The 18,218-nt window shown below is 31.0% G+C and carries 19 protein-coding genes; all 19 read left to right on the top strand.

Going from position 1 to position 18,218, the window contains the following annotated elements; all coding sequences use genetic code 11:
* Nucleotides 1-5 precede the first annotated feature (5 nt).
* The 19 genes from CD56_RS07375 (at nucleotide 6) to CD56_RS07285 (ending at nucleotide 18,206) form a co-directional block, all read left to right on the top strand.
* Entirely contained in the window at nucleotides 6-1,541 is a 1,536-nt protein-coding gene (locus CD56_RS07375) for a nickel ABC transporter, periplasmic substrate-binding protein (protein WP_039619359.1), read from the top strand.
* Nucleotides 1,542-1,552: 11 nt separating this feature from the next.
* Nucleotides 1,553-2,491, top strand: coding sequence for an ABC transporter permease (locus tag CD56_RS07370; RefSeq protein ID WP_039619694.1), 939 nt, complete (start codon nucleotides 1,553-1,555; stop codon nucleotides 2,489-2,491).
* Complete coding sequence (locus tag CD56_RS07365) at nucleotides 2,484-3,260, top strand: ABC transporter permease (protein ID WP_039619357.1); 777 nt, start codon at nucleotides 2,484-2,486, stop codon at nucleotides 3,258-3,260. Before CD56_RS07370 ends, CD56_RS07365 begins: the two co-directional genes overlap by 8 nt.
* Nucleotides 3,257-4,030 carry an ATP-binding cassette domain-containing protein gene (locus CD56_RS07360; RefSeq protein ID WP_039619356.1) on the top strand — a complete coding sequence of 258 codons (774 nt, stop codon included), beginning with the start codon at nucleotides 3,257-3,259 and terminating at the stop codon, nucleotides 4,028-4,030. The genes CD56_RS07365 and CD56_RS07360 overlap by 4 nt, the downstream gene beginning before the upstream one ends.
* A complete protein-coding gene (locus CD56_RS07355; protein WP_039619692.1) occupies nucleotides 4,014-4,685 on the top strand; it encodes an ATP-binding cassette domain-containing protein in 672 nt (223 codons plus the stop codon). Before CD56_RS07360 ends, CD56_RS07355 begins: the two co-directional genes overlap by 17 nt.
* Nucleotides 4,686-4,801: 116 nt before the next feature.
* Nucleotides 4,802-5,221 (top strand): NAD(P)H-quinone oxidoreductase subunit 3, encoded by a 420-nt coding sequence (locus CD56_RS07350; protein ID WP_039619354.1) that lies wholly within the window; start codon nucleotides 4,802-4,804, stop codon nucleotides 5,219-5,221.
* A complete protein-coding gene (locus tag CD56_RS07345; protein WP_039619352.1) occupies nucleotides 5,200-5,697 on the top strand; it encodes a NuoB/complex I 20 kDa subunit family protein in 498 nt (165 codons plus the stop codon). Before CD56_RS07350 ends, CD56_RS07345 begins: the two co-directional genes overlap by 22 nt.
* Nucleotides 5,697-6,488, top strand: coding sequence for an NADH-quinone oxidoreductase subunit C (locus CD56_RS07340; RefSeq protein WP_039619349.1), 792 nt, complete (start codon nucleotides 5,697-5,699; stop codon nucleotides 6,486-6,488). The genes CD56_RS07345 and CD56_RS07340 overlap by 1 nt, the downstream gene beginning before the upstream one ends.
* Before the next feature lies 1 nt (nucleotide 6,489).
* Entirely contained in the window at nucleotides 6,490-7,716 is a 1,227-nt protein-coding gene (nuoD, locus tag CD56_RS07335) for an NADH dehydrogenase (quinone) subunit D (RefSeq protein WP_047208667.1), read from the top strand.
* Complete coding sequence (locus CD56_RS07330) at nucleotides 7,713-7,940, top strand: NADH-ubiquinone oxidoreductase subunit E family protein (RefSeq protein ID WP_039619346.1); 228 nt, start codon at nucleotides 7,713-7,715, stop codon at nucleotides 7,938-7,940. Before nuoD ends, CD56_RS07330 begins: the two co-directional genes overlap by 4 nt.
* Nucleotides 7,937-8,653 (top strand): hypothetical protein, encoded by a 717-nt coding sequence (locus tag CD56_RS07325; RefSeq protein ID WP_039619344.1) that lies wholly within the window; start codon nucleotides 7,937-7,939, stop codon nucleotides 8,651-8,653. The genes CD56_RS07330 and CD56_RS07325 overlap by 4 nt, the downstream gene beginning before the upstream one ends.
* Nucleotides 8,650-11,103, top strand: coding sequence for an NADH-quinone oxidoreductase subunit G (locus tag CD56_RS07320; protein WP_047208666.1), 2,454 nt, complete (start codon nucleotides 8,650-8,652; stop codon nucleotides 11,101-11,103). The genes CD56_RS07325 and CD56_RS07320 overlap by 4 nt, the downstream gene beginning before the upstream one ends.
* The gene (gene nuoH / locus CD56_RS07315) at nucleotides 11,100-12,098 is read left to right on the top strand and encodes an NADH-quinone oxidoreductase subunit NuoH (RefSeq protein ID WP_039619340.1); all 999 of its coding nucleotides are present in this window, start codon (nucleotides 11,100-11,102) and stop codon (nucleotides 12,096-12,098) included. The genes CD56_RS07320 and nuoH overlap by 4 nt, the downstream gene beginning before the upstream one ends.
* A gap of 8 nt (nucleotides 12,099-12,106) precedes the next feature.
* Nucleotides 12,107-12,739, top strand: coding sequence for an NADH-quinone oxidoreductase subunit NuoI (nuoI, locus tag CD56_RS07310; protein ID WP_039629100.1), 633 nt, complete (start codon nucleotides 12,107-12,109; stop codon nucleotides 12,737-12,739).
* On the top strand, nucleotides 12,732-13,238 hold the full coding sequence (locus tag CD56_RS07305) for an NADH-quinone oxidoreductase subunit J (protein WP_039629099.1): 507 nt from the start codon (nucleotides 12,732-12,734) through the stop codon (nucleotides 13,236-13,238). The genes nuoI and CD56_RS07305 overlap by 8 nt, the downstream gene beginning before the upstream one ends.
* Nucleotides 13,238-13,534 carry an NADH-quinone oxidoreductase subunit NuoK gene (gene nuoK / locus CD56_RS07300; protein WP_039619690.1) on the top strand — a complete coding sequence of 99 codons (297 nt, stop codon included), beginning with the start codon at nucleotides 13,238-13,240 and terminating at the stop codon, nucleotides 13,532-13,534. The genes CD56_RS07305 and nuoK overlap by 1 nt, the downstream gene beginning before the upstream one ends.
* A 1-nt stretch (nucleotide 13,535) precedes the next feature.
* Nucleotides 13,536-15,338, top strand: coding sequence for an NADH-quinone oxidoreductase subunit L (gene nuoL / locus CD56_RS07295; protein WP_047208665.1), 1,803 nt, complete (start codon nucleotides 13,536-13,538; stop codon nucleotides 15,336-15,338).
* A 1-nt stretch (nucleotide 15,339) separates the two neighbouring features.
* A complete protein-coding gene (locus CD56_RS07290) occupies nucleotides 15,340-16,809 on the top strand; it encodes a complex I subunit 4 family protein (RefSeq protein ID WP_047208664.1) in 1,470 nt (489 codons plus the stop codon).
* Nucleotides 16,809-18,206 carry an NADH-quinone oxidoreductase subunit N gene (locus CD56_RS07285; protein WP_039629093.1) on the top strand — a complete coding sequence of 466 codons (1,398 nt, stop codon included), beginning with the start codon at nucleotides 16,809-16,811 and terminating at the stop codon, nucleotides 18,204-18,206. Before CD56_RS07290 ends, CD56_RS07285 begins: the two co-directional genes overlap by 1 nt.
* Nucleotides 18,207-18,218: the final 12 nt, after the last annotated feature.

Below are 18,218 nucleotides of genomic sequence, written 5' to 3'. Positions count from 1 at the left end.
AAATTATGTTGCGATTTTTTTTAATGCTTTTTTGTGCTTTAAATCTTTTTGCTGCTACGCCAAAAGATACGATTGTTATAGCAGTGGAGAATGAACCAGAGCGTATTAATCCTCTTTTTAGTGAAGATCACGATGTGGCGATTGCTCTTGTGTTTTCAGGGCTTACACGCTTTGATGAGAATATGAACTTAGCGCCTGATCTTGCTAGTTCTTGGAAAGTTAGCAAGGATGGGCTTGTTTATGAATTTACTTTAAGAGATGATGTGTTATGGCATGATGGGGCTAAATTTAGTGCTAAAGATGTGGAATTTAGTATAAATGCTTTAAAAGATGAGAAGCTAAATTCACCTTCAAAAGTAAATTTTGATGCGGTTAAGGAAGTAAAAATCATCGATGATTATCACTTGTCTATCACACTTTCAAAGCCTTTTCCTGCATTTTTAGACGCTTTGAGTGTAGGGATTTTACCAAAACACTTGCTTGAAAAAGAAAATTTAAACACCACTAAATTTAATCAAATGCCTATAGGAACAGGATCTTATAAGCTAAAGCAATGGAAACAAGGTCAATACATGATCTTAGAAGCAAATGAAAATTATCATTTAGCTAAGGTAAAAACACCAAAACTCATACTAAAACACATTAAAGATCCAAGTATTAGCGCAATTGAGCTTAAAAATGGTTCTATTGATGTAGCTTTGGTTGATTTTGCCCTAGCTTCAAATTTTGAAAATGATAAAAACTTTAAAATGCTTATAGAACCTTCGGCTGATTACCGTGCTTTGATGTTTAATCTTAACCATGAGTTTTTAAAAGATCAAAATGTGCGTTTAGCGCTAAATTATGCTATTGATAAACAAGCTATTATAAATTCACTTTTGCATTCTTTTGGAAAGGTAGCAAATCATCCTTTAGAAAAATCATGGGCAAATCCTAAAGAATTTGCAAGCTATGCTTATGATGTAAAAAAAGCAAATGAGCTTTTAGCAAAAGCGGGCTTTGTGAAAAATAAGAATGGAATTTTAGAAAAAAATGGCAAAGAATTTAGCTTTGAAATGTATGCTATGAGTGAAGATCCACTAAGAGTGGCTTTGGTAAATATCTTGCAAAGTGAGTTTTTAAAGCTTGGCATAAAAGCAAAAGCGGTAGCTAAGCCAAGTGGAAGTTTTGATTATACGAAAATTGATAGCTTTTTAGTGGGTTGGGGTAGTCCTTATGATCCTGATTTTCATACATTTAGAGTTTTTGCAAGCTCTCAAGATAGTGCTTTAAACTCAAGTGGATGGAATTTTGGTCATTATCAAAATGCTAAAGTTGATGAGGCTTTAACAAAGGCTAGAAATTCGCTTGATGTAAATGAAAGAAAAAAACACTATAAAGAATTTATTGATGCTTTATATAAAGATCCTGCATTTTTATTTATAGCTTATATTGATTATCCTTTAGTTTTTGCTAAAAATATCCAAGGTATAAAACCTCACATTTTAGGTCACCATGGGGTAGGTTTTACTTGGAATGCTTATGAGTGGAGCAAAAATTAGTGTTAAAACTCATTTTTAAACGCCTTTTATGGGCGTTTTTTTTGATGATTTTTGCAAGTTTTTTATGCTTTGTGATGATTTATCATGCTAAAGGAAGTGTGGTTTTTGCTAGTGTGCCTCAAGGAACTAGTATTAAAATAAAAGAAGAAATCGAGCGTAATTTAAATTTAGACAAGCCCTTATTAGAGCAGTATGAAAATTGGCTTTTTAATGCCTTAAAAGGCGACTTTTCCTACTCTTTAATCAGCGGAGAAAAAGTTAGTGAAATTTTAAAAGAAAAGCTTCCTTATACCATCATACTGGGGAGTTTAGCTTTTTTTATACTTTTTGTGTTATCTTTGGTTTTAGCACTTTTTTGTGTTCTTTATAAAGATAGCTTTTTAGATAAATTTATCACTTTTTTAACGATGAGTTTTTTTGCATTGCCTGCTTTTTCTTTATCATTAATGCTTATTTTAGTTTTTGCTGTATTTTTTAAGCTTTTTCCAAGTTCGGCTATTGCTGATATTGGTTTTGAAGATGATGTGTTTAATCGTTTGTGGCATTTGTTTTTACCAGTATGTGCTTTAGTGCTTTCGCATTTAGCTGTTTTTGTGCGTTTTATAAGGACAAGTTTGATTGATAGTTTAAATCAAAGCTTTATAGAAAGTGCTTTTGCAAGAGGGCTTAGCAAAACAAGAATTTATTTGCACTTTGTGTTAAAAGATGCTTTTGGTTCTATACTTGCGTATTTTGGTGCTTCTTTTGTGAGTTTTTTAATGGGAACTTATATAGTAGAAAGTGTGTTTTCTTATGAGGGTGTGGGAAATTTGGTAATTAAAAGCATATTGTTTAAAGACTATCCTGTGGTTTTGGCTGTGGTGATTTTTAGCATTTTAGTGGTGGTGCTTGTAAATTTGATCGTAGAAATAATTTGTAAGATGATTAATCCAAGGTTTGCTAATGCGTAAGTTTTGCGTGATGATGATTTTGCTAAGTTTTATTTTAGCACTTTTTGCACCTTTAATAAGTTTTTATGATCCAAATTTAGTGGATTTAAGTAAGGCTAAAATAGCCCCAAATTTAAGTCATATTTTTGGCACAGATTTACTTGGTAGGGATGTTTTTACGCGTATTTTATATGCCTTGCGTGTTTCTTTATTTGTAGGGGTAATGGCAGCATTTTTTAGTGTGCTTTTTGCTTGTGTTTATGTGTTTTTAACAAGATTTTTTGCCTATGCTTTTTTCGCTAGGGTGATTGATATGCTTTTGGCACTACCTTCTTTGCTTGTGATTATGTTTTTTCAAAGCTTTTTGGCAGGATCTTTGTGGAGTATGATTTTTATCATAGCTTTGGGGCATTTTGCTTTTGTGGCAAAGGTGCTTGATACTCAGCTTAATAAATTTCAAAAACTTGAGTTTTATCAAAATGCTATCATTTTAGGTTCTAGCAAGATGAAAGCTTTATTTAGCGAGCTTTTGCCTGCTTGTTGGAATTTGCTTTTTGTGCTTTTTGTTTTAAATATCGCTCATGCTATTACAAGTGAAGCCACTTTGAGTTTTTTTGGTTTGGGTGTAGAGCTTTGGACTCCAAGTTTAGGAAATATGCTAAATGAAGCAAGTAAGGCCGTGTTTTTAGGGTTTTGGTGGATGATAGTTTTTCCAGTAGCCTTTATACTTATGCTTATTTTGCCTTTGCTTGCTTTGGGCAATGATTTACAAGAAGAGATTAAAGCATGATAGAAATTTCAAATCTTAACCTTAGTTTTAAAGATAAAATCTTACTAAAGGATGTAAATCTTAATTTAGAAGATGGCAAAGCTTTGGCTATCATGGGTAAAAGTGGAGCAGGAAAAAGCTTGCTTTTAAAAAGTATGATTAAGCTTTTTGATAAACACTATAAACTCAATGCACAAAAATTTCAGATAAATCAAAAAGATATTTTAAATTTAAAAGAAAAAGAGCTAAATGCATTAAGAGCTAAGGTAAATTTGCTTTTTCAAGATGTTTATGGGAGTTTTTATCCTCTTGTTGATATAGGGAGTTATTTTAATATAGTTTTAAAAACTCATACGAGTTTAAGCACAAAAGAGATTAAAGAAAAGGCCTTTTATTATTTTGAGTGTTTAGGACTTAAAAATCATGATCTTTTGTGGCATTCTTTTATATATCAGTTAAGTGGTGGTATGGCAAGACGTGTTCAAATAGCGCTAGCTTTGTTAAGCGAAGCTAAGTATTTATTGTGTGATGAGATTACAAGTTCTCTTGATAGGGCTAATGAAGAAAAAATCATCACTATTTTAAAAGAGTTAAAAGCACAATTTAAAAATCTCATTTTCATCACGCATGATATAAATTTAGCCAAAGAGCTTTGCGATGAGGTGGCCATCATAGAAGATAAAACTTTGCTTTATCAAATGCCTATGAAAGAGTTTTTAAACAATCCAAAAGGTATTTTTGCCAAAGAATTGTTAAATTATTTTGAGAATGAAAATGTTTTTAGAAGTTAAAAATTTAAGCAAATCTTATAAATTTAAAAAACACTGGTATTTAAAAGAAGAAGAAATTTTTGTTTTTAAAGATGTGAGTTTTGCTTTAAATCAAAATGAAAATTTATTGCTTTGTGGGGAAAGTGGTAGTGGAAAAAGCACCTTGGCTAAAATTCTTTGTATGCTTGAACGCGCAAATACTGGAGAAGTTTTGTTTGAAAATGAAAGTATATTAAATTTAGATTTTAACGCTCAAAGAAAATTACGCCAAAAAATTCAATATATTTTCCAAGATCAAAAGCTGGCTTTAAATCCTTACAAAAGCACTAAAAGACTTTTACTTGATGTGTATGAAAATTTTAAACTTAAGCCCGATTTTGAAGAGCTTTTTAAGCTTTTTGATGCTTTTGAGCTTGAAAAAGATATTTTAAATTTAAAACCCTCTAAGCTAAGTGGTGGTCAAAGTCAAAGATTAGGTTTGATTAGAGCTTTGCTTTTAAAGCCAAAATTGCTTATTTTAGATGAAATCACAGCAGCGCTTGATATAGTGACTGCTTATAAAATTTTAAACTACTTGTATGCTTTTCAAAAAACGCATGATATTACTTATATATTTATTTCTCATCAAGAAAAAATCTTACAAGATATATGCCATAAAAAAGTGTTTTTGCAATAAAGATAAAAATTGTTTCATTTTGAAATATCATAAAATTTATTTTTTTGATAATAAGTTTTTATATAGCTAAGTTAAAGTAAAATAAATTTTAATTATGCTTGAATAAAAGGTTTATTATGACGCACGCAACTATAGAGCATCAATACTTTGGCATCTTTGCAATGCTTGTTATCGCAAGTGTTATATTTTTTACTTTGGTGTATATTTCTTCTAAAATAGGCTCCAAACTCGCCTCTCATAATAGAAAAAAACTCGGACTCGGAATTTATGAATGTGGGCCTATGGCTTCTAAGCAAGCAAATAAAATCAATTCTCAATTTTTTGTTTTTGCTTTGATTTTTATTTTGCTTGATATTGAAGTGGTGTTTTTATTTCCTTGGGCGGTGATTTTTAAAGATTTAACCGCAGAGCTTTCAAAATACGGCTTATCTTTATTTGCCTTAGTGGAAGTATTTATTTTTATTTTATTGCTTGCAATAGGTTTTTTATACGCTTATAAAAAAGGAGCATTCGCATGGCAGAGTATCAAAAAATGAGCAATGCGCCAGTTGTTTTAACTACGGTTGATAAGTTAGTGCAATGGGGTAGGAGTAATTCTTTATGGGCGCTATCTTATGGGCTTGCTTGTTGTGCTATTGAAATGATGGCAGCAGGTGGTGCAAGATATGATTTTGATAGATTTGGAACGATTTTTAGAGCAAGTCCAAGACAATCTGAAGTAATGATTATAGCGGGTACTTTAAGCAAAAAACACGCTGAATTTACAAGAAGACTTTATGATCAAATGCCTGATCCTAAATGGGTTATTTCTATGGGTTCTTGTGCAAATACTGGTGGTATGTTTAATACCTATTCTACTGTTCAAGGGGTAGATAGAATCATTCCTGTTGATATTTATGTGCCAGGTTGTGCCCCACGCCCCGAAACTTTTCAATTTGCTTTGATGATTTTACAAAAAAGAATTCGTAAAGAAAAAGCAAGTAGAAAAATAGCTCCAAAAAGGCTTATATGATGAGAAAATATAGCGATAAGAAAAATGCTCAGCTAAAAAATTATTATGAAGATAGATTTTACCATGCACCTGCAACTAAAAAACTAAGCACAGAGAATAGTGTTTTTGAGAGTGATCATCAAATCTTAAACCAAGAATTTGAGTTAAAAAATTCTTTTATAGAGCTTGATTTTTGGGTGATTGAGATAAGCAAAGATGATAATGTTGCTATTCTTAGCAAGCTTAAAAATTTAGGTTATAGTTGTTTTACTGATGCAAGTGCGATTGATTTTGTTGCTCAAAAACAAGGTTTTGAAGTATATTATCAGCTTTTAAATATGGAGAAAAATTTAAGAGTGAGAGTAAAGACTCTCGTTGGTTTAAAAGAAAAACTTCAAAGTGTTATGAGTGTTTTTAAGGGTGCTAACTGGTGTGAGAGAGAAATATATGATATGTTTGGGATTTTCATCATCAATCATCCGAATTTAAAAAGACTTTTAATGCCTGATGATTGGTATGGAAATCCTTTTTTGAAAAGCTATCCTTTGCATGGTGATGAATTTGCTAAATGGTATGAGATAGATAAAATTTTTGGAAAAGAATACCGCGAGGTAGTAGGAGAGGAAAATAGAGATCCAGGTTTTGTAGATGAAAAAGACACGCTAAACTTTAGCAGAATTTATCATGAGGTTGGTAAAGGCGAAGCCTCAAGAGAAGATAAATACCTACAAGAATATCAAGAAGAAGGTGGCGTGCCTTTTGTGAAAAAAGCCAAAAGAACGCAAGTAAAAATTTTAGATAAGAGAAGATAAAATGCAAATTTCTACTAAATTAAAACCTTATTATGAAAATATAAGCTTTGAGCGTGAAGATGGTACTATGATAGTAAATCTTGGTCCCCAACATCCAAGTGCTCATGGGAATTTACGCCTTATTTTAGAACTTGATGGAGAAGAAATTACCAAGGCTGCTCCTTGTATAGGCTATATGCATCGTGGTATGGAAAAAATGGCTGAAAATATGATCTATCAAGAGTTTATCCCAACTACTGATAGAATGGATTATATCGCAGCTAGTGCAAATAATTATGCCTATGTAGCTGCTGTGGAAAAACTTTGCGGTTTGGAAATTCCACGCAGAGCAAGTGTGATAAGGATGATTTTGCTTGAGTTAAACCGCATTGCTTCGCATTTGTTATGGCTTGCTACACATGCTCTTGATATTGGTGCGATGACAGTATTTTTATACTGCTTTAGAGAGCGTGAATATGTGCTTGATCTAATAGAAAAATATTGCGGGGCAAGACTTACACATTCATCTATGAGAATAGGTGGGGTAATGCTTGATTTACCTGAAGGTTTTTTAGATGAACTTTTAGCATTTTGCAATAAATTTCTAAATGATATAAAAGATTATGAAGCCTTGCTTGATGATAATAGAATTTGGCGTGCAAGAACTGAAAATGTAGGAGTGGTAAGTAAAGAACAAGCGCTAAGTTGGGGTTGTAGCGGGGTTATGCTAAGAGGAAGTGGCATTGCTTATGATGTTAGAAAAGAAGAGCCTTATTTGCTTTATGATGAGGTAGATTTTGGCGTACCTGTGGCTAAAATGGGTGATTCTTATGCAAGATATAAAGTTTATATGCAAGAATTTAGAGAAAGTTTGAAAATTTTAGTTCAATGTGCTAAGCTCTATCAAGATACTCCACCTGAGATTTTATGCAATCATCCTGAGTATGTAAGCGCTTCAAAAGAGCAAATCATGACGCAAAATTATTCACTTATGCAACATTTTGTCCTAGTAACCCAAGGCTTAAAGCCACCAAAAGGCGAGGTGTATGTGCCAACTGAAAGTCCAAAAGGCGAACTTGGGTTTTTTATTCACTCAGATGGTAGCGGTAGGCCATATAGATTAAGAGCTAGAACCCCAAGTTTTTTTCACTGTGCGTTTTTAGAAGAAATGCTTGTAGGATCGTATTTGGCTGATGCAGTGGCTATTTTAGGAAGTATTAATATAGTTTTAGGTGAGATAGACCGATGAGACGCGTGGATTTAAGAAAAAGTCAAGATTTATTTAAGGATTTAGAGCAAATCATTCAAAAAGCCTATATGGGTGAAGTTTTAGTGGTTTTGTTTGAAATAGGAGATTTTTCTAATGTAGAAAAAAGTTTTGCTTTCATAAAAGAGCAAAATTGTGAACTTTTAAATTCTTTAAAATTTAATCAAGTAGATTGGACTATAGTTTTTAAAAAGGTAGGACAATGAAATTAGCAAAATATCAAGAAGGCTTAAATGCTTTGTGTTTTGTGGATTTACTTTCTTTAAAAAATCCTTCACTTTGTGCTAAGCTTAACAAAAGTAAAAATTACAATATTTCCTGCATAGAAGATAAAATTTTAAAAGCAAGCTTTTATAAATGCGAGATTGCAAGTGTGCCTTTCGTGCTTGCATTACTTTGTAAGATGAGTTTAGAGGCTGAATTTAACGAGCTTGATGAGGGTTATTTAAGTGCTGAATCTTGCTTTGGCGAAGAAGAGGCTTTAGAGATTTTGGAGTTTTTAAAAGAAGCAAAGTGTATTATTTTTGATGAAAATTTATACCAACATAAAGACTTTGAAAATATTAAGTATTTTTTAGAAAAACTTTGTCATAAATTTAATCTTTTGCTAATTTGCTCTAATGAAAATGAAGAAAATTTGTCAATACAAAATTCTTTTAGTGCACTTTTAGAACTTGATAATTTTGATGGAACTATCATCATGCAAGCACCTTTAGGGGATAAAAATTTGCATTGTTCTCCATCTTTTGCTTTGATTGCTAAGGTTAAAGATGAGGATAAAATTAATTTAAAAATAAACACTCAAGAATTTACAACTATAATAAAAATCAATCATGATTTAAAAGGCACGGTGGCTTTGTTTGATTATGAAAGCGCTGGTTTTGCTTTTTCAAAAGCTCAAGTTAAGGTTATAAAATGAAAGTTATCATTAATGGTATAGAATGTGAGGCAAATGAGGGTGAGTATATCTTAAATGTCGCAAGAAAAAATGATATTTTCATTCCTGCAATTTGTTATTTAAATGGTTGTTCTCCAACACTTGCATGTCGTATGTGTATGGTAGAAGCTGATGGTAAAAAGGTTTATTCTTGCAATACTAAAGTTAAAGAAGGTATGGTAGTAGAGAGTGATTTGCCAAATTTATGGGATGAGCGCAATGCTATCATGCAAGCATATTGTATCAACCACCCTTTACAATGTGGGGTGTGTGATAAATCTGGTGAATGTGAGCTTCAAAACTTTACACATAAAGCAAGAGTAAATGTGCAAAATTATTGGATTAAAGATACCCATAAAGAGCATAAAAAATGGGGCGAGATTAATTATGATCCAGCTTTATGTATAGTATGTGAAAGATGTATCACAGTTTGTAAAGATAAAATAGGAGAAAGCGCTTTAAAAACTACTCCAAGAGGAGCAAACGCGCCCGATGTAAGCTTTAAAGAGAGTATGAGTAAAGACGCGCTAGCGATTTGGACTAAATTTCAAAAGAGTTTAATTGCGCCAAGTAGTGGTGATATGCTTGATTGTTCTTTTTGTGGAGAATGTACAAGTGTATGCCCAACAGGAGCCTTGGTGGGTTCGGCTTTTCAATATACATCTAATGCTTGGGAATTAAAGAAAATTCCAGCTAGCAATCCACATTCTAGTGATTGTGAGTTGATGTATTATGATATTAAACAAACTAGTATTAATAATCAAAAAGAAAAAATTTATAGAGTGAGTAATGATTTTGCTTTTGCTACGCTAAATAAAGCTGCAAGATATGGTTTTAATACCCAAAATGAAGTTCAAGGTAAAGATGAAAAAGCCTTTGAAAAACTAGTAAATATGATAAAAAATGATGAAATAAAAAATATTTTATTTAATAGTTTTATTACTAACGAAGAAGCTTTAATCTTGCAAAATTTAAGTAAAAAATTTAATCTTAATCTTATAAATTATGAAGCTAAAAAATTCCAAGATTTTCTAGCTTGTTTTTATCAAAATGCAAATGCAATGTATAATGCAAATACAGATGATATCACTCAAAGTGATTTTTTAATCATCGTAGGTTCATTTTTACGCTATGATGCGCCAACGCTAGGATATAAAGTTAATAATGCTTTAGTGATGAATAAAGGTGCAGGGCTATATTTTCACCCTATAAAAGATAAGGGTGTGGATAAATACTCTAAAAATTTCTTGCAGATTAATCATGATATTAAAGATAATGAAAATATTTTATTATTTATCTTGCAAAAATTTACTAAAGAGTTTCCGCAAGATTTTAAAAATACATTAGAAAATGCGTATTACCAAGGCACTAAAGAAATAGAAGAAACTATTAATGAAGAAGTTATTGAAAAGATAGAAAAGCAAAATGAAAATGGTGACACTATTATAGAAGAAGTTAAAAAGCTTGTGCCTAAAAAAATTAAAAAAAGCATAGAAGTGCAAAGATCAAATTATGCGAAAAATCTTGGCATAGATGAGGATATTTTAGAAACTTTATTAGCTAAAAAGCAAAAATTTACACTTATTATAGGAAGTGATTTTTACTATGATGAGCAAAGTGCAAAGCTAGCAAAACTTTGTGCTTTGGTGCAAAAATATACTGATTTTAAAGTCTTTTTAAATCCAACTTGCACTAATACTTTAGGTGTGAGTTTGATTTGTGATTTAAGTCAAGATTTTCAAGCGGGAAAAACACTAGGTTATAATGAAAAAGGTGATTTTACTTTTTCTTATGATGGGCATTTTGATCTTGCAAGTTCTAGTTTAAATCAACAAGAAGGTAGCTTTGTAAATTATGACAAAAGATTAGTTCCTACAAACGCAGCTTTAGAATTTAAAGGTTATTTTTTAAATGATTTAGCAAATGCTTTAGGTTTTGATGAAGAATTTACAATCAACTATACTAAATTTTTACCACAAAATAAAGGCTTTAGGGCAATTGATTTTGATGAGTTAGAAAATCATTATGATAATGGTGGGGTAAACCATAGAGGCTATGAGCTTGATTTTTCTCATTTTGAGTTTGAAAAAATATTAAACGCCCAAGAAGTCAAAGAACAAAATGAAGGAAATTTAACCTTATATCATGCAAATCGTATTCATCAGTTTTCAAAGCTTAGCAATAGAGCTTTTAATGAGGTTGGAGCTTTATTTTTATCGTCTGATTTAATGCAAAAATTTGATTTAAATCAAGATGATAGTGTTATTTTAAAAAATGAAAAAACTCAAATTGCTATAAGTGTAAAATGTGATGAATCTTTAGAAAATGGTGCGTATTTGGGGGATTATGATAGTAAGATTGATTTTAAATCTTTATTTGATAATACTCGATATGCAAAAGTTTGGCTTGAAAAAGCAGGAGCTAAAATATGAGTGATATTACTTTTTTTATTATAGAGACAATTATCAAATGCGTGCTTGTTATAGCTATTTTTGCTACTTTAGCAGGCTTGGCAACTTATCTTGAAAGAAAGGCTTTAGCTTTATTTCATCGTCGTTTGGGACCTGATATGGTAGGTCCTTTTGGATTGCTTCAAGTAGTTGCTGATATGATTAAGCTTTTTACTAAAGAAGATATAGTGCCAACTTATGCTCAAAAAGTGGTGTTTTTAATCGCTCCATTAATCGCAGCAATTTGTGCTTTTGTGGCAATTGCAGCTATTCCTATTTTTCCTGAATTTACTTTATTTGGTAGAGTGATTCGCCCTATTATTGCTGATATTAATGTGGCCTTACTATTTGTCATAGGCATGGGCGGGGTTAGTTTTTATGCTATTTTTTTAGGAGGCTTGGCAAGTAATAATAAATGGTCATTGTTAGGTGGGGCAAGAGGGCTTGTTTCTATCATTTCTTATGAGAGTGTTGCAGGTCTTTCTTTGGTATGTGTTGTAATGCTTGTTGGTTCTTTATCTTTAGTAGATATTAATAATTATCAAAGTGAAGGCATACTTTCTTGGCTTATTTTTAAACAACCTTTGGCTTTTATTTTATTTGTAATAGCCATTTTTATAGAAACCAATAGAACTCCACTTTGTTTAAGTGAAAACGAAACTGAACTTGTTTCAGGTTATGGCACTGAATATAGTGGGCTTAGATGGGGTATGTTTTTTATTGGTGAATATACAGCCATGATCACCGGAGCGATTATGATATCGCTTTTGTTTTTAGGTGGATTTAATGATTTTTGGATTATACCAGGGGCTATTATGATGCTTTTGAAAGTGTCTTTTGTGTTCTTTTGGTATTTTTGGGCTAGAGGGGCTTTTCCGCAACTGCGTCCTGATCAAGTAATGAGAATGTGTTATTTGATTTTAATTCCTTTAGCGGTTTTAAATTTATTAATTAGTGCTTTAGTGCTTGTGATATAGGAAAAACAATGAAAAAAGGTTATTTTAAGGTAGATTTTGAGCGTAAAAATCCTCAAAATGCTTATGAAAAATTCATACAAGTAATCAAGCGTTCTTTAAATACAGAACTTTTTGTAGGTTTATTTGTCGTATTAAGAGAAATGTTTAAAAAGAATAATAGCGCAACGATTAAATATCCTATGGAAAAAGTTGCTTTAGATAATCGTTACCGTGCGGTACATCGTTTGATGCGTTTTATTGAAAGTGAAAATGAATGTTGTATTGGTTGTGGCTTGTGCGAAAAAATTTGCATTAGTAATTGCATAAGAATGGAAACAAGCTTAAGTGAAGATGGACGTAAAAAGGTTGAAAATTATAGTATTAATTTAGGGCGTTGTATTTATTGTGGCTTTTGTGCTGATGTTTGTCCTGAACTTGCTATTGTGCATGGCAAAGAGTATGAAAATGCAGCAGAGCAAAGATCGTATTTTGGTCAAAAGCAAGATTTTTTAACCCCTATTGATGAGCTTAAAAATCAAGTAGTATTTGAAGGAAGTGGTAGTTTAAGAAAAGATGCTGATGATTTAGTAAAGAAAACTCCAAATTATTATGAGATAGATTTACAAAGACAGCAAGATACCCCAAAGGAAGAAAATGTTTGAAACGATAGCTTTTTGTTTATTAAGTGTTTTAGTATTGGGATTTTTTTTAATTAGTGTTTTAAGTACTAGCGTGCTTTATGCTATTAGTTCTTTGGCAGCAGCTATGGTTTTTTTAAGCGGATTTTATTTTTTACTTAATGCTGAATTTATTGGGGCGATTCAAATTATCGTTTATAGTGGGGCTATTTTAGGTCTTTATAGTTTTGCTATGATGTTTTTTGATGCTTCGATAAAAGTAAAAGAAAGTTTAAAGGGTAAAAGAATATTTATTTTCGCTGTGATTTTTAGCGCAATTTTGCTAATTAGTATTATTATGGGTTATAGTTTTGGTTTAAATGAAGCTAATGAGATTTATGGTCTTGATTCAACTCAGCAAATAGGTTTTGCTTTATTTACAAAATACATGCTTGCTTTTGAATTTATGGCAATTTTGCTCTTAATAGCTTTAATTTGCGCTATAGCACTTACTCAAAAAAATATAAAAAAGGATGAGCAATGATGTTAGAAAAATACTACATTGTGGCTATTTTGATGTTTATCATTGGTCTAATAGGTATTATAAAACGCCAAAATTTAATCATGCTTTTTATTTCAAGTGAAATTTTATTAAACGCTGCTAATTTGGCTTTAGTTACAGCAGGGGCTTCTCATAAAGACATAGAAGGACAAATTTTTGCTTTGTTTGTAATGGGAGTTGCAGCTTGTGAAGTAGCTGTTGGAATAGCGCTTTGTGTTTTGTGGTATAGAAAAACAGGAACACTAGAGCTGAGTTCTTTAGCTGAAAAAGGAGAATAAAATGCAAAATTTAGCTTTAATTGCGCTTTTTTCTCCTTTGGTTTCGGCTATTATTTTAGGTATTTTTGCTTTTAGCGCTAAGAAAATTATTTTAGGTTATTTGGCTTCTTTGTTTATAGCTTTTTCAGCATTTGCTTCAATTGTTTTATTAAACAATGGAGCGCATTTTAATTTTGAACTTGGCACTTGGATCTCTTTAGTAGATGTTAGTTTTGGTTTCAAAATAGACTCTATTACTTTAATTATGATGAATGTAGTAAGTATAGTTGCTACTTTTGTGCATTTATATAGTATATTTTACATGGAGCATGATGAAGGGTTTAATCGCTATTTTAGTTATTTAGGACTTTTTGTTTTTTCTATGATGTTTTTGATTATGAGCGATAATTTCCTAGGGCTTTTCATAGGTTGGGAAGGTGTTGGACTTTGTTCATGGCTTTTGATAGGTTTTTGGTATCATAATGAAAAATACACCTTTGCTGCTAATGAAGCATTTATTATGAATAGAATTGCAGATTTAGCTTTGCTTTTAGGAATTTTCTTAATTTATATAGAGTTCAATTCTTTGAAATATGATGAATTTTTTGCACTTTTATCTTTAGGTTGCGCTAATAATGCTATTTTGATATTAATAGCAATTTTGCTTTTTATAGGTGCTATGGGTAAATCAGCACAATTTCCTTTCCACACTTGGCTTGCTGATGCCATGGCAGGACCTACACCAGTTTCAGCACTAATCCATGCTGCAACTATGGTTACTGCAGGGGTTTATTTGGTAATTCGTGCAGGAGAGCTTTATTTGCAAGTTCCTGAAGTAGGGTATTTTATTGCTATACTTGGAGCTTTTGTAGCACTTTTTGCCGCTTCTATGGCTATGGTAGCTAAAGATTTAAAAAGAATTATTGCTTATTCAACGCTTTCTCAGCTTGGTTATATGTTTGTAGCAGCAGGTCTTGGAGCTTATGCCATAGCTTTATTTCATCTAGCAACCCATGCATTTTTTAAATCTTTACTATTCTTAGGTGCGGGTAATGTTATGCATGCGATGAATGATAAACTTGATATTAGCAAGATGGGTGGGCTTTATAAAAGTATGCGTTTTAGCGCTATTTTAATGCTTATAGGCTCTTTGGCTTTGGCAGGAATTTATCCTTTTGCAGGATTTTTCTCTAAAGATTTAATTTTAGGATTTTCTTTTATAAGTCATCACCATGGAATTTTTTTAGCGCTTTTAATAGCAGCTTTTATGACAGCTTTTTATAGTTTTAGACTTTTAATGCTTGTATTTTTTACTCCAAAAAGACATGAAGAACATCCTCACGAAGCTAGTAAGATAGCTTTGCTTGCGATGAGTCCTTTGGCTTTACTTGCTATTATTGCAGGATTTTTTGAGCATAGCTTTATGGAGTTTGTAAGTAAAAATTTAGCTTTTATTGACGGACAAAATTCTTTAGTTATGGCACTTGCAAGTGTTGCTGCGGTGCTTGGAATGCTTTTGGCTATTATAGCTTATTGGAAAAATTGGTTTAAACCATCACTTTCTAAAACAAGCATTTATAGACTTTTGTTTAATGAATATTATATACCAAGATTTTATCATCAATTTATTGTTAGTAAATATGCTTTATTTTGTGAATTTTTAAGAAAAAGCGATAAAGAAATTTTAGATACTTTGGTAGATAGTGTTGCATTTTTCCTTAGAAGCTTTGCTAGAGTGCTTAGTGTGGGCAAGGATTATTCTTTGGTTTTAAGAATTGCAGTGTTGGCTTTTGTGTGTTTATTTTGTTTAGCGTTGGCGGTGTAGAATGCTTAGTTTATTAATGTTATTTCCATTTTTTGCAGCTTTTATAGCTTTGTTTTTACAAAAAGAAGATTCTAAAACTTTTGCTATTTTAATTAGCTTTTTGATTTTAGTTTTAAATGTTTTTTTATTGTTTAATTATCATGATGGCATAGCGTATGAGTTTAGCTTAAATTCTTTGATAGTTAATTTTCATATAGGTGTAGATGCTATAGCACTTTATTTGATGTTGCTTTGTTCTATTATGATTTTTTTATCTTTTATATGTTTAGATATTCAAGATAAAAGTGTTATTGTAAGTATATTTTTACTGCAATTTTGTATTATAGGGCTTTTTGCTTCACTAGATGCTTTATTGTTTTATGTATTTTGGGAGTTTTCTCTTATACCACTTATTTATTTAATAGGTAGGTATTCGGATAATTATAGAGCAGGGATTAAATTTTTCATTTATGCATTTTGTGGTTCTATGCTCATGCTTTTAGCAATTATTTATGTAGGATTTTTGTATTATCAAAGTTTTGGGTATTGGAGTTTTGATTTACTTGCTTGGTATAAGAGCGAATTTTTTATACCTGAAAACGCACAAAATTTAATCTTTATAGGTTTTTTTATCGCTTTTGCTATTAAAAGTCCATTATTTCCTTTTCATACTTGGGCACCAAAGGTTTATGCAAAAAGCCCAACACTAGTGTCTGTAATGCTTGTGAGTTTTAAAATGGCTCCTTTTGGATTTTTAAGATTTATCTTGCCTTTAACGCCTGATACTTTAAATCATTATTATTCTTTACTTGCTATTTTATGTATAGTTGGAATTTTATATGCAGCTTTAATTGCTTTTAAAACTAAAGACTTGAAAGAGTTAATTGCTTATAGCTCAATTTCGCATTTGGGTGTGGTGATTTTGGGCATTGTGACTTTTACTTATAATGGAGTTAGTGGTTCTGTATTTTACATGTTTGCACATGGTATAGTAACAGGCGGTTTGTTTTTAGCTGCTTATATGCTTTATAAAAGATATCATACTTTTGATTTAGACTTTTATAAAAATTTAGCCAAAACAGCTCCGTTATTTAGCTTTTTCTTTGCGGTGTTGTTATTTTCATCTATTTCACTACCTTTGACTATTTCTTTTGTAGGTGAGTTTTTAATTTTACAAGGCATAGCAAGTGTGAATTTGTGGTATGCATTATTTGCAGGCGGTGTGATCATTTTAGGGGCTATTTATATGCTAAATATTTATAGAAATATGTTTTTTACCACTAATGCAGAAAAAATAGAAAAGCTAGTTTTGAAAAAAGGTGAAATTTTTGTTTTAAGTGTGTTGAGCGCATTGGTAATTTATTTAGGGATAGCTCCAAGTGCTATGCTTGATGAAATTGCTTTGAATGTAAATAGTATTCTTGAAGTTATGCAAACAAGAAATATTGCAATAGAAAATCAAAAAATCATAGATAATATAAGAGGTTTTTAATGAGTGACTTTAGTTTAGAAAAATTAAATTTTGTATTATTATTTCCTGTGTTGTCATTGCTTTTTTGGGCTATTGCTTTACTTTTACTGGGTGCTTTTAAAAAACTTTCTAGAAATTTTTATATAGGAGCAAGTGTTATAGCTTTGCTTAGTACTTTATGTTTTTTATTGTTTTATAATGGCTTTGTTTTAGATAATTCTCAAGCTTTTTTTGGTTTATTTGTAAGTGATAATTATGCAATTTTTACTCAAATAGTTATTTTGGTTTTTTCAATGCTTTATTTATTGATGGATAAAGATGAGCAAAAGCCAGAGTTTTTTTCTTTGTTTTTATTTATGATTGCTTCTTTGATGCTAATGGTGTCAAGTACTAATTTGATCGTAATTTTCCTAGCCTTAGAAGGCTCTTCTTTAGCTCTTTATACATTAATAGCTTTAAGAGGAACTCATAATGCTATTAGCTCTAGTATAAAGTATTTTACTTTAGCTGCGGTGGGAGCTGGGTTTTTTGTCTTTGCATGTGCTTTTGTATATTTAAAAACTAAGTCTTTAGATTTAGATAATTTGTTACATTCTGAATATATTTCAGATCCTATTTTGCTTTGTGCTGGAGTAATGTTTTTAGTTATTGTTGGAGTAAAGCTTTCTATTGCACCTTTTCACTTTTGGTTAAAGGATGTATATTATGGAGTACATACAAATTTTATAGCATTTATATCAATTGTTCCAAAAATAGCTATGATAATAGTAGTTTTAAGAATTTTTTCTGCTTTGGGTGGTGGGGTAAAATTTGAATACATAGTAGCATTGCTAGCGATTTTTTCTATGCTTGCTGTAAGCATAGTAGCTTTAATCCAAAAAGATGTAAAAAAAATGCTTGCATATAGCTCCATCACTCATTCTTCTTTTATATTAGCAGTTATTGTTTCTAGTATGAGTGTGAGTTCTCAAGGAGATGGGACTTCTTATTTGCTTTCAATTTTTGCTTTGTTTGTGTATTGGATTTCTTTTGCTTTTGCAAATTATGGAATTTTTTTAATATTGAGTTTATTTCAAAAAAGTTCATTTGAGAGTTTTTCGGGCTTGTTTGATCAAAGACCGGTATTGTCTATAATGTTAGCTATATTTATTTTATGTATAGCAGGTATTCCGCCTTTTGGTATTTTTTGGGGTAAAATTTTAATTTTAGCTTCTATTTTAAACTCAGGCTATTATGTACTTGTATTTGCTATAGCTTTAAGCTCTATGATTATGCTTTATGCTTATTTAAAAATTTTAATTTATGTTTTTTTCAAAAAAGCTCAAATCATAGAAAGTGCAAACTTAGATGTAAAACAAAAGATTATTTTATGCTTGTGTTTGATTGGAAGTGTTTCTTGTGTGTTTTTGCTTTTGTAAAATAATATTGCT

The sequence above is a fragment of the Campylobacter lari genome (assembly GCF_001017575.1).
GTDB lineage: Bacteria > Campylobacterota > Campylobacteria > Campylobacterales > Campylobacteraceae > Campylobacter_D > Campylobacter_D lari_C.
Note: the sequence above shows the minus strand (reverse complement) of the source record. Positions and strands in the feature narration are given on the sequence as shown.

Excerpts from the sequence above, each read along its gene's own strand:
- CD56_RS07375 (WP_039619359.1), top strand. The coding sequence starts at position 6 with ATGTTGCGATTTTTTTTAATGCTTTTTTGTGCTTTAAATCTTTTTGCT.
- CD56_RS07365 (WP_039619357.1), top strand. The coding sequence starts at position 2,484 with ATGCGTAAGTTTTGCGTGATGATGATTTTGCTAAGTTTTATTTTAGCA.
- CD56_RS07360 (WP_039619356.1), top strand. The coding sequence starts at position 3,257 with ATGATAGAAATTTCAAATCTTAACCTTAGTTTTAAAGATAAAATCTTA.
- CD56_RS07355 (WP_039619692.1), top strand. The coding sequence starts at position 4,014 with ATGTTTTTAGAAGTTAAAAATTTAAGCAAATCTTATAAATTTAAAAAA.
- CD56_RS07350 (WP_039619354.1), top strand. The coding sequence starts at position 4,802 with ATGACGCACGCAACTATAGAGCATCAATACTTTGGCATCTTTGCAATG.
- CD56_RS07345 (WP_039619352.1), top strand. The coding sequence starts at position 5,200 with ATGGCAGAGTATCAAAAAATGAGCAATGCGCCAGTTGTTTTAACTACG.
- CD56_RS07340 (WP_039619349.1), top strand. The coding sequence starts at position 5,697 with ATGAGAAAATATAGCGATAAGAAAAATGCTCAGCTAAAAAATTATTAT.
- nuoD (WP_047208667.1), top strand. The coding sequence starts at position 6,490 with ATGCAAATTTCTACTAAATTAAAACCTTATTATGAAAATATAAGCTTT.
- CD56_RS07330 (WP_039619346.1), top strand. The coding sequence starts at position 7,713 with ATGAGACGCGTGGATTTAAGAAAAAGTCAAGATTTATTTAAGGATTTA.
- CD56_RS07325 (WP_039619344.1), top strand. The coding sequence starts at position 7,937 with ATGAAATTAGCAAAATATCAAGAAGGCTTAAATGCTTTGTGTTTTGTG.
- CD56_RS07320 (WP_047208666.1), top strand. The coding sequence starts at position 8,650 with ATGAAAGTTATCATTAATGGTATAGAATGTGAGGCAAATGAGGGTGAG.
- nuoH (WP_039619340.1), top strand. The coding sequence starts at position 11,100 with ATGAGTGATATTACTTTTTTTATTATAGAGACAATTATCAAATGCGTG.
- nuoI (WP_039629100.1), top strand. The coding sequence starts at position 12,107 with ATGAAAAAAGGTTATTTTAAGGTAGATTTTGAGCGTAAAAATCCTCAA.
- CD56_RS07305 (WP_039629099.1), top strand. The coding sequence starts at position 12,732 with ATGTTTGAAACGATAGCTTTTTGTTTATTAAGTGTTTTAGTATTGGGA.
- nuoK (WP_039619690.1), top strand. The coding sequence starts at position 13,238 with ATGTTAGAAAAATACTACATTGTGGCTATTTTGATGTTTATCATTGGT.
- nuoL (WP_047208665.1), top strand. The coding sequence starts at position 13,536 with ATGCAAAATTTAGCTTTAATTGCGCTTTTTTCTCCTTTGGTTTCGGCT.
- CD56_RS07290 (WP_047208664.1), top strand. The coding sequence starts at position 15,340 with ATGCTTAGTTTATTAATGTTATTTCCATTTTTTGCAGCTTTTATAGCT.
- CD56_RS07285 (WP_039629093.1), top strand. The coding sequence starts at position 16,809 with ATGAGTGACTTTAGTTTAGAAAAATTAAATTTTGTATTATTATTTCCT.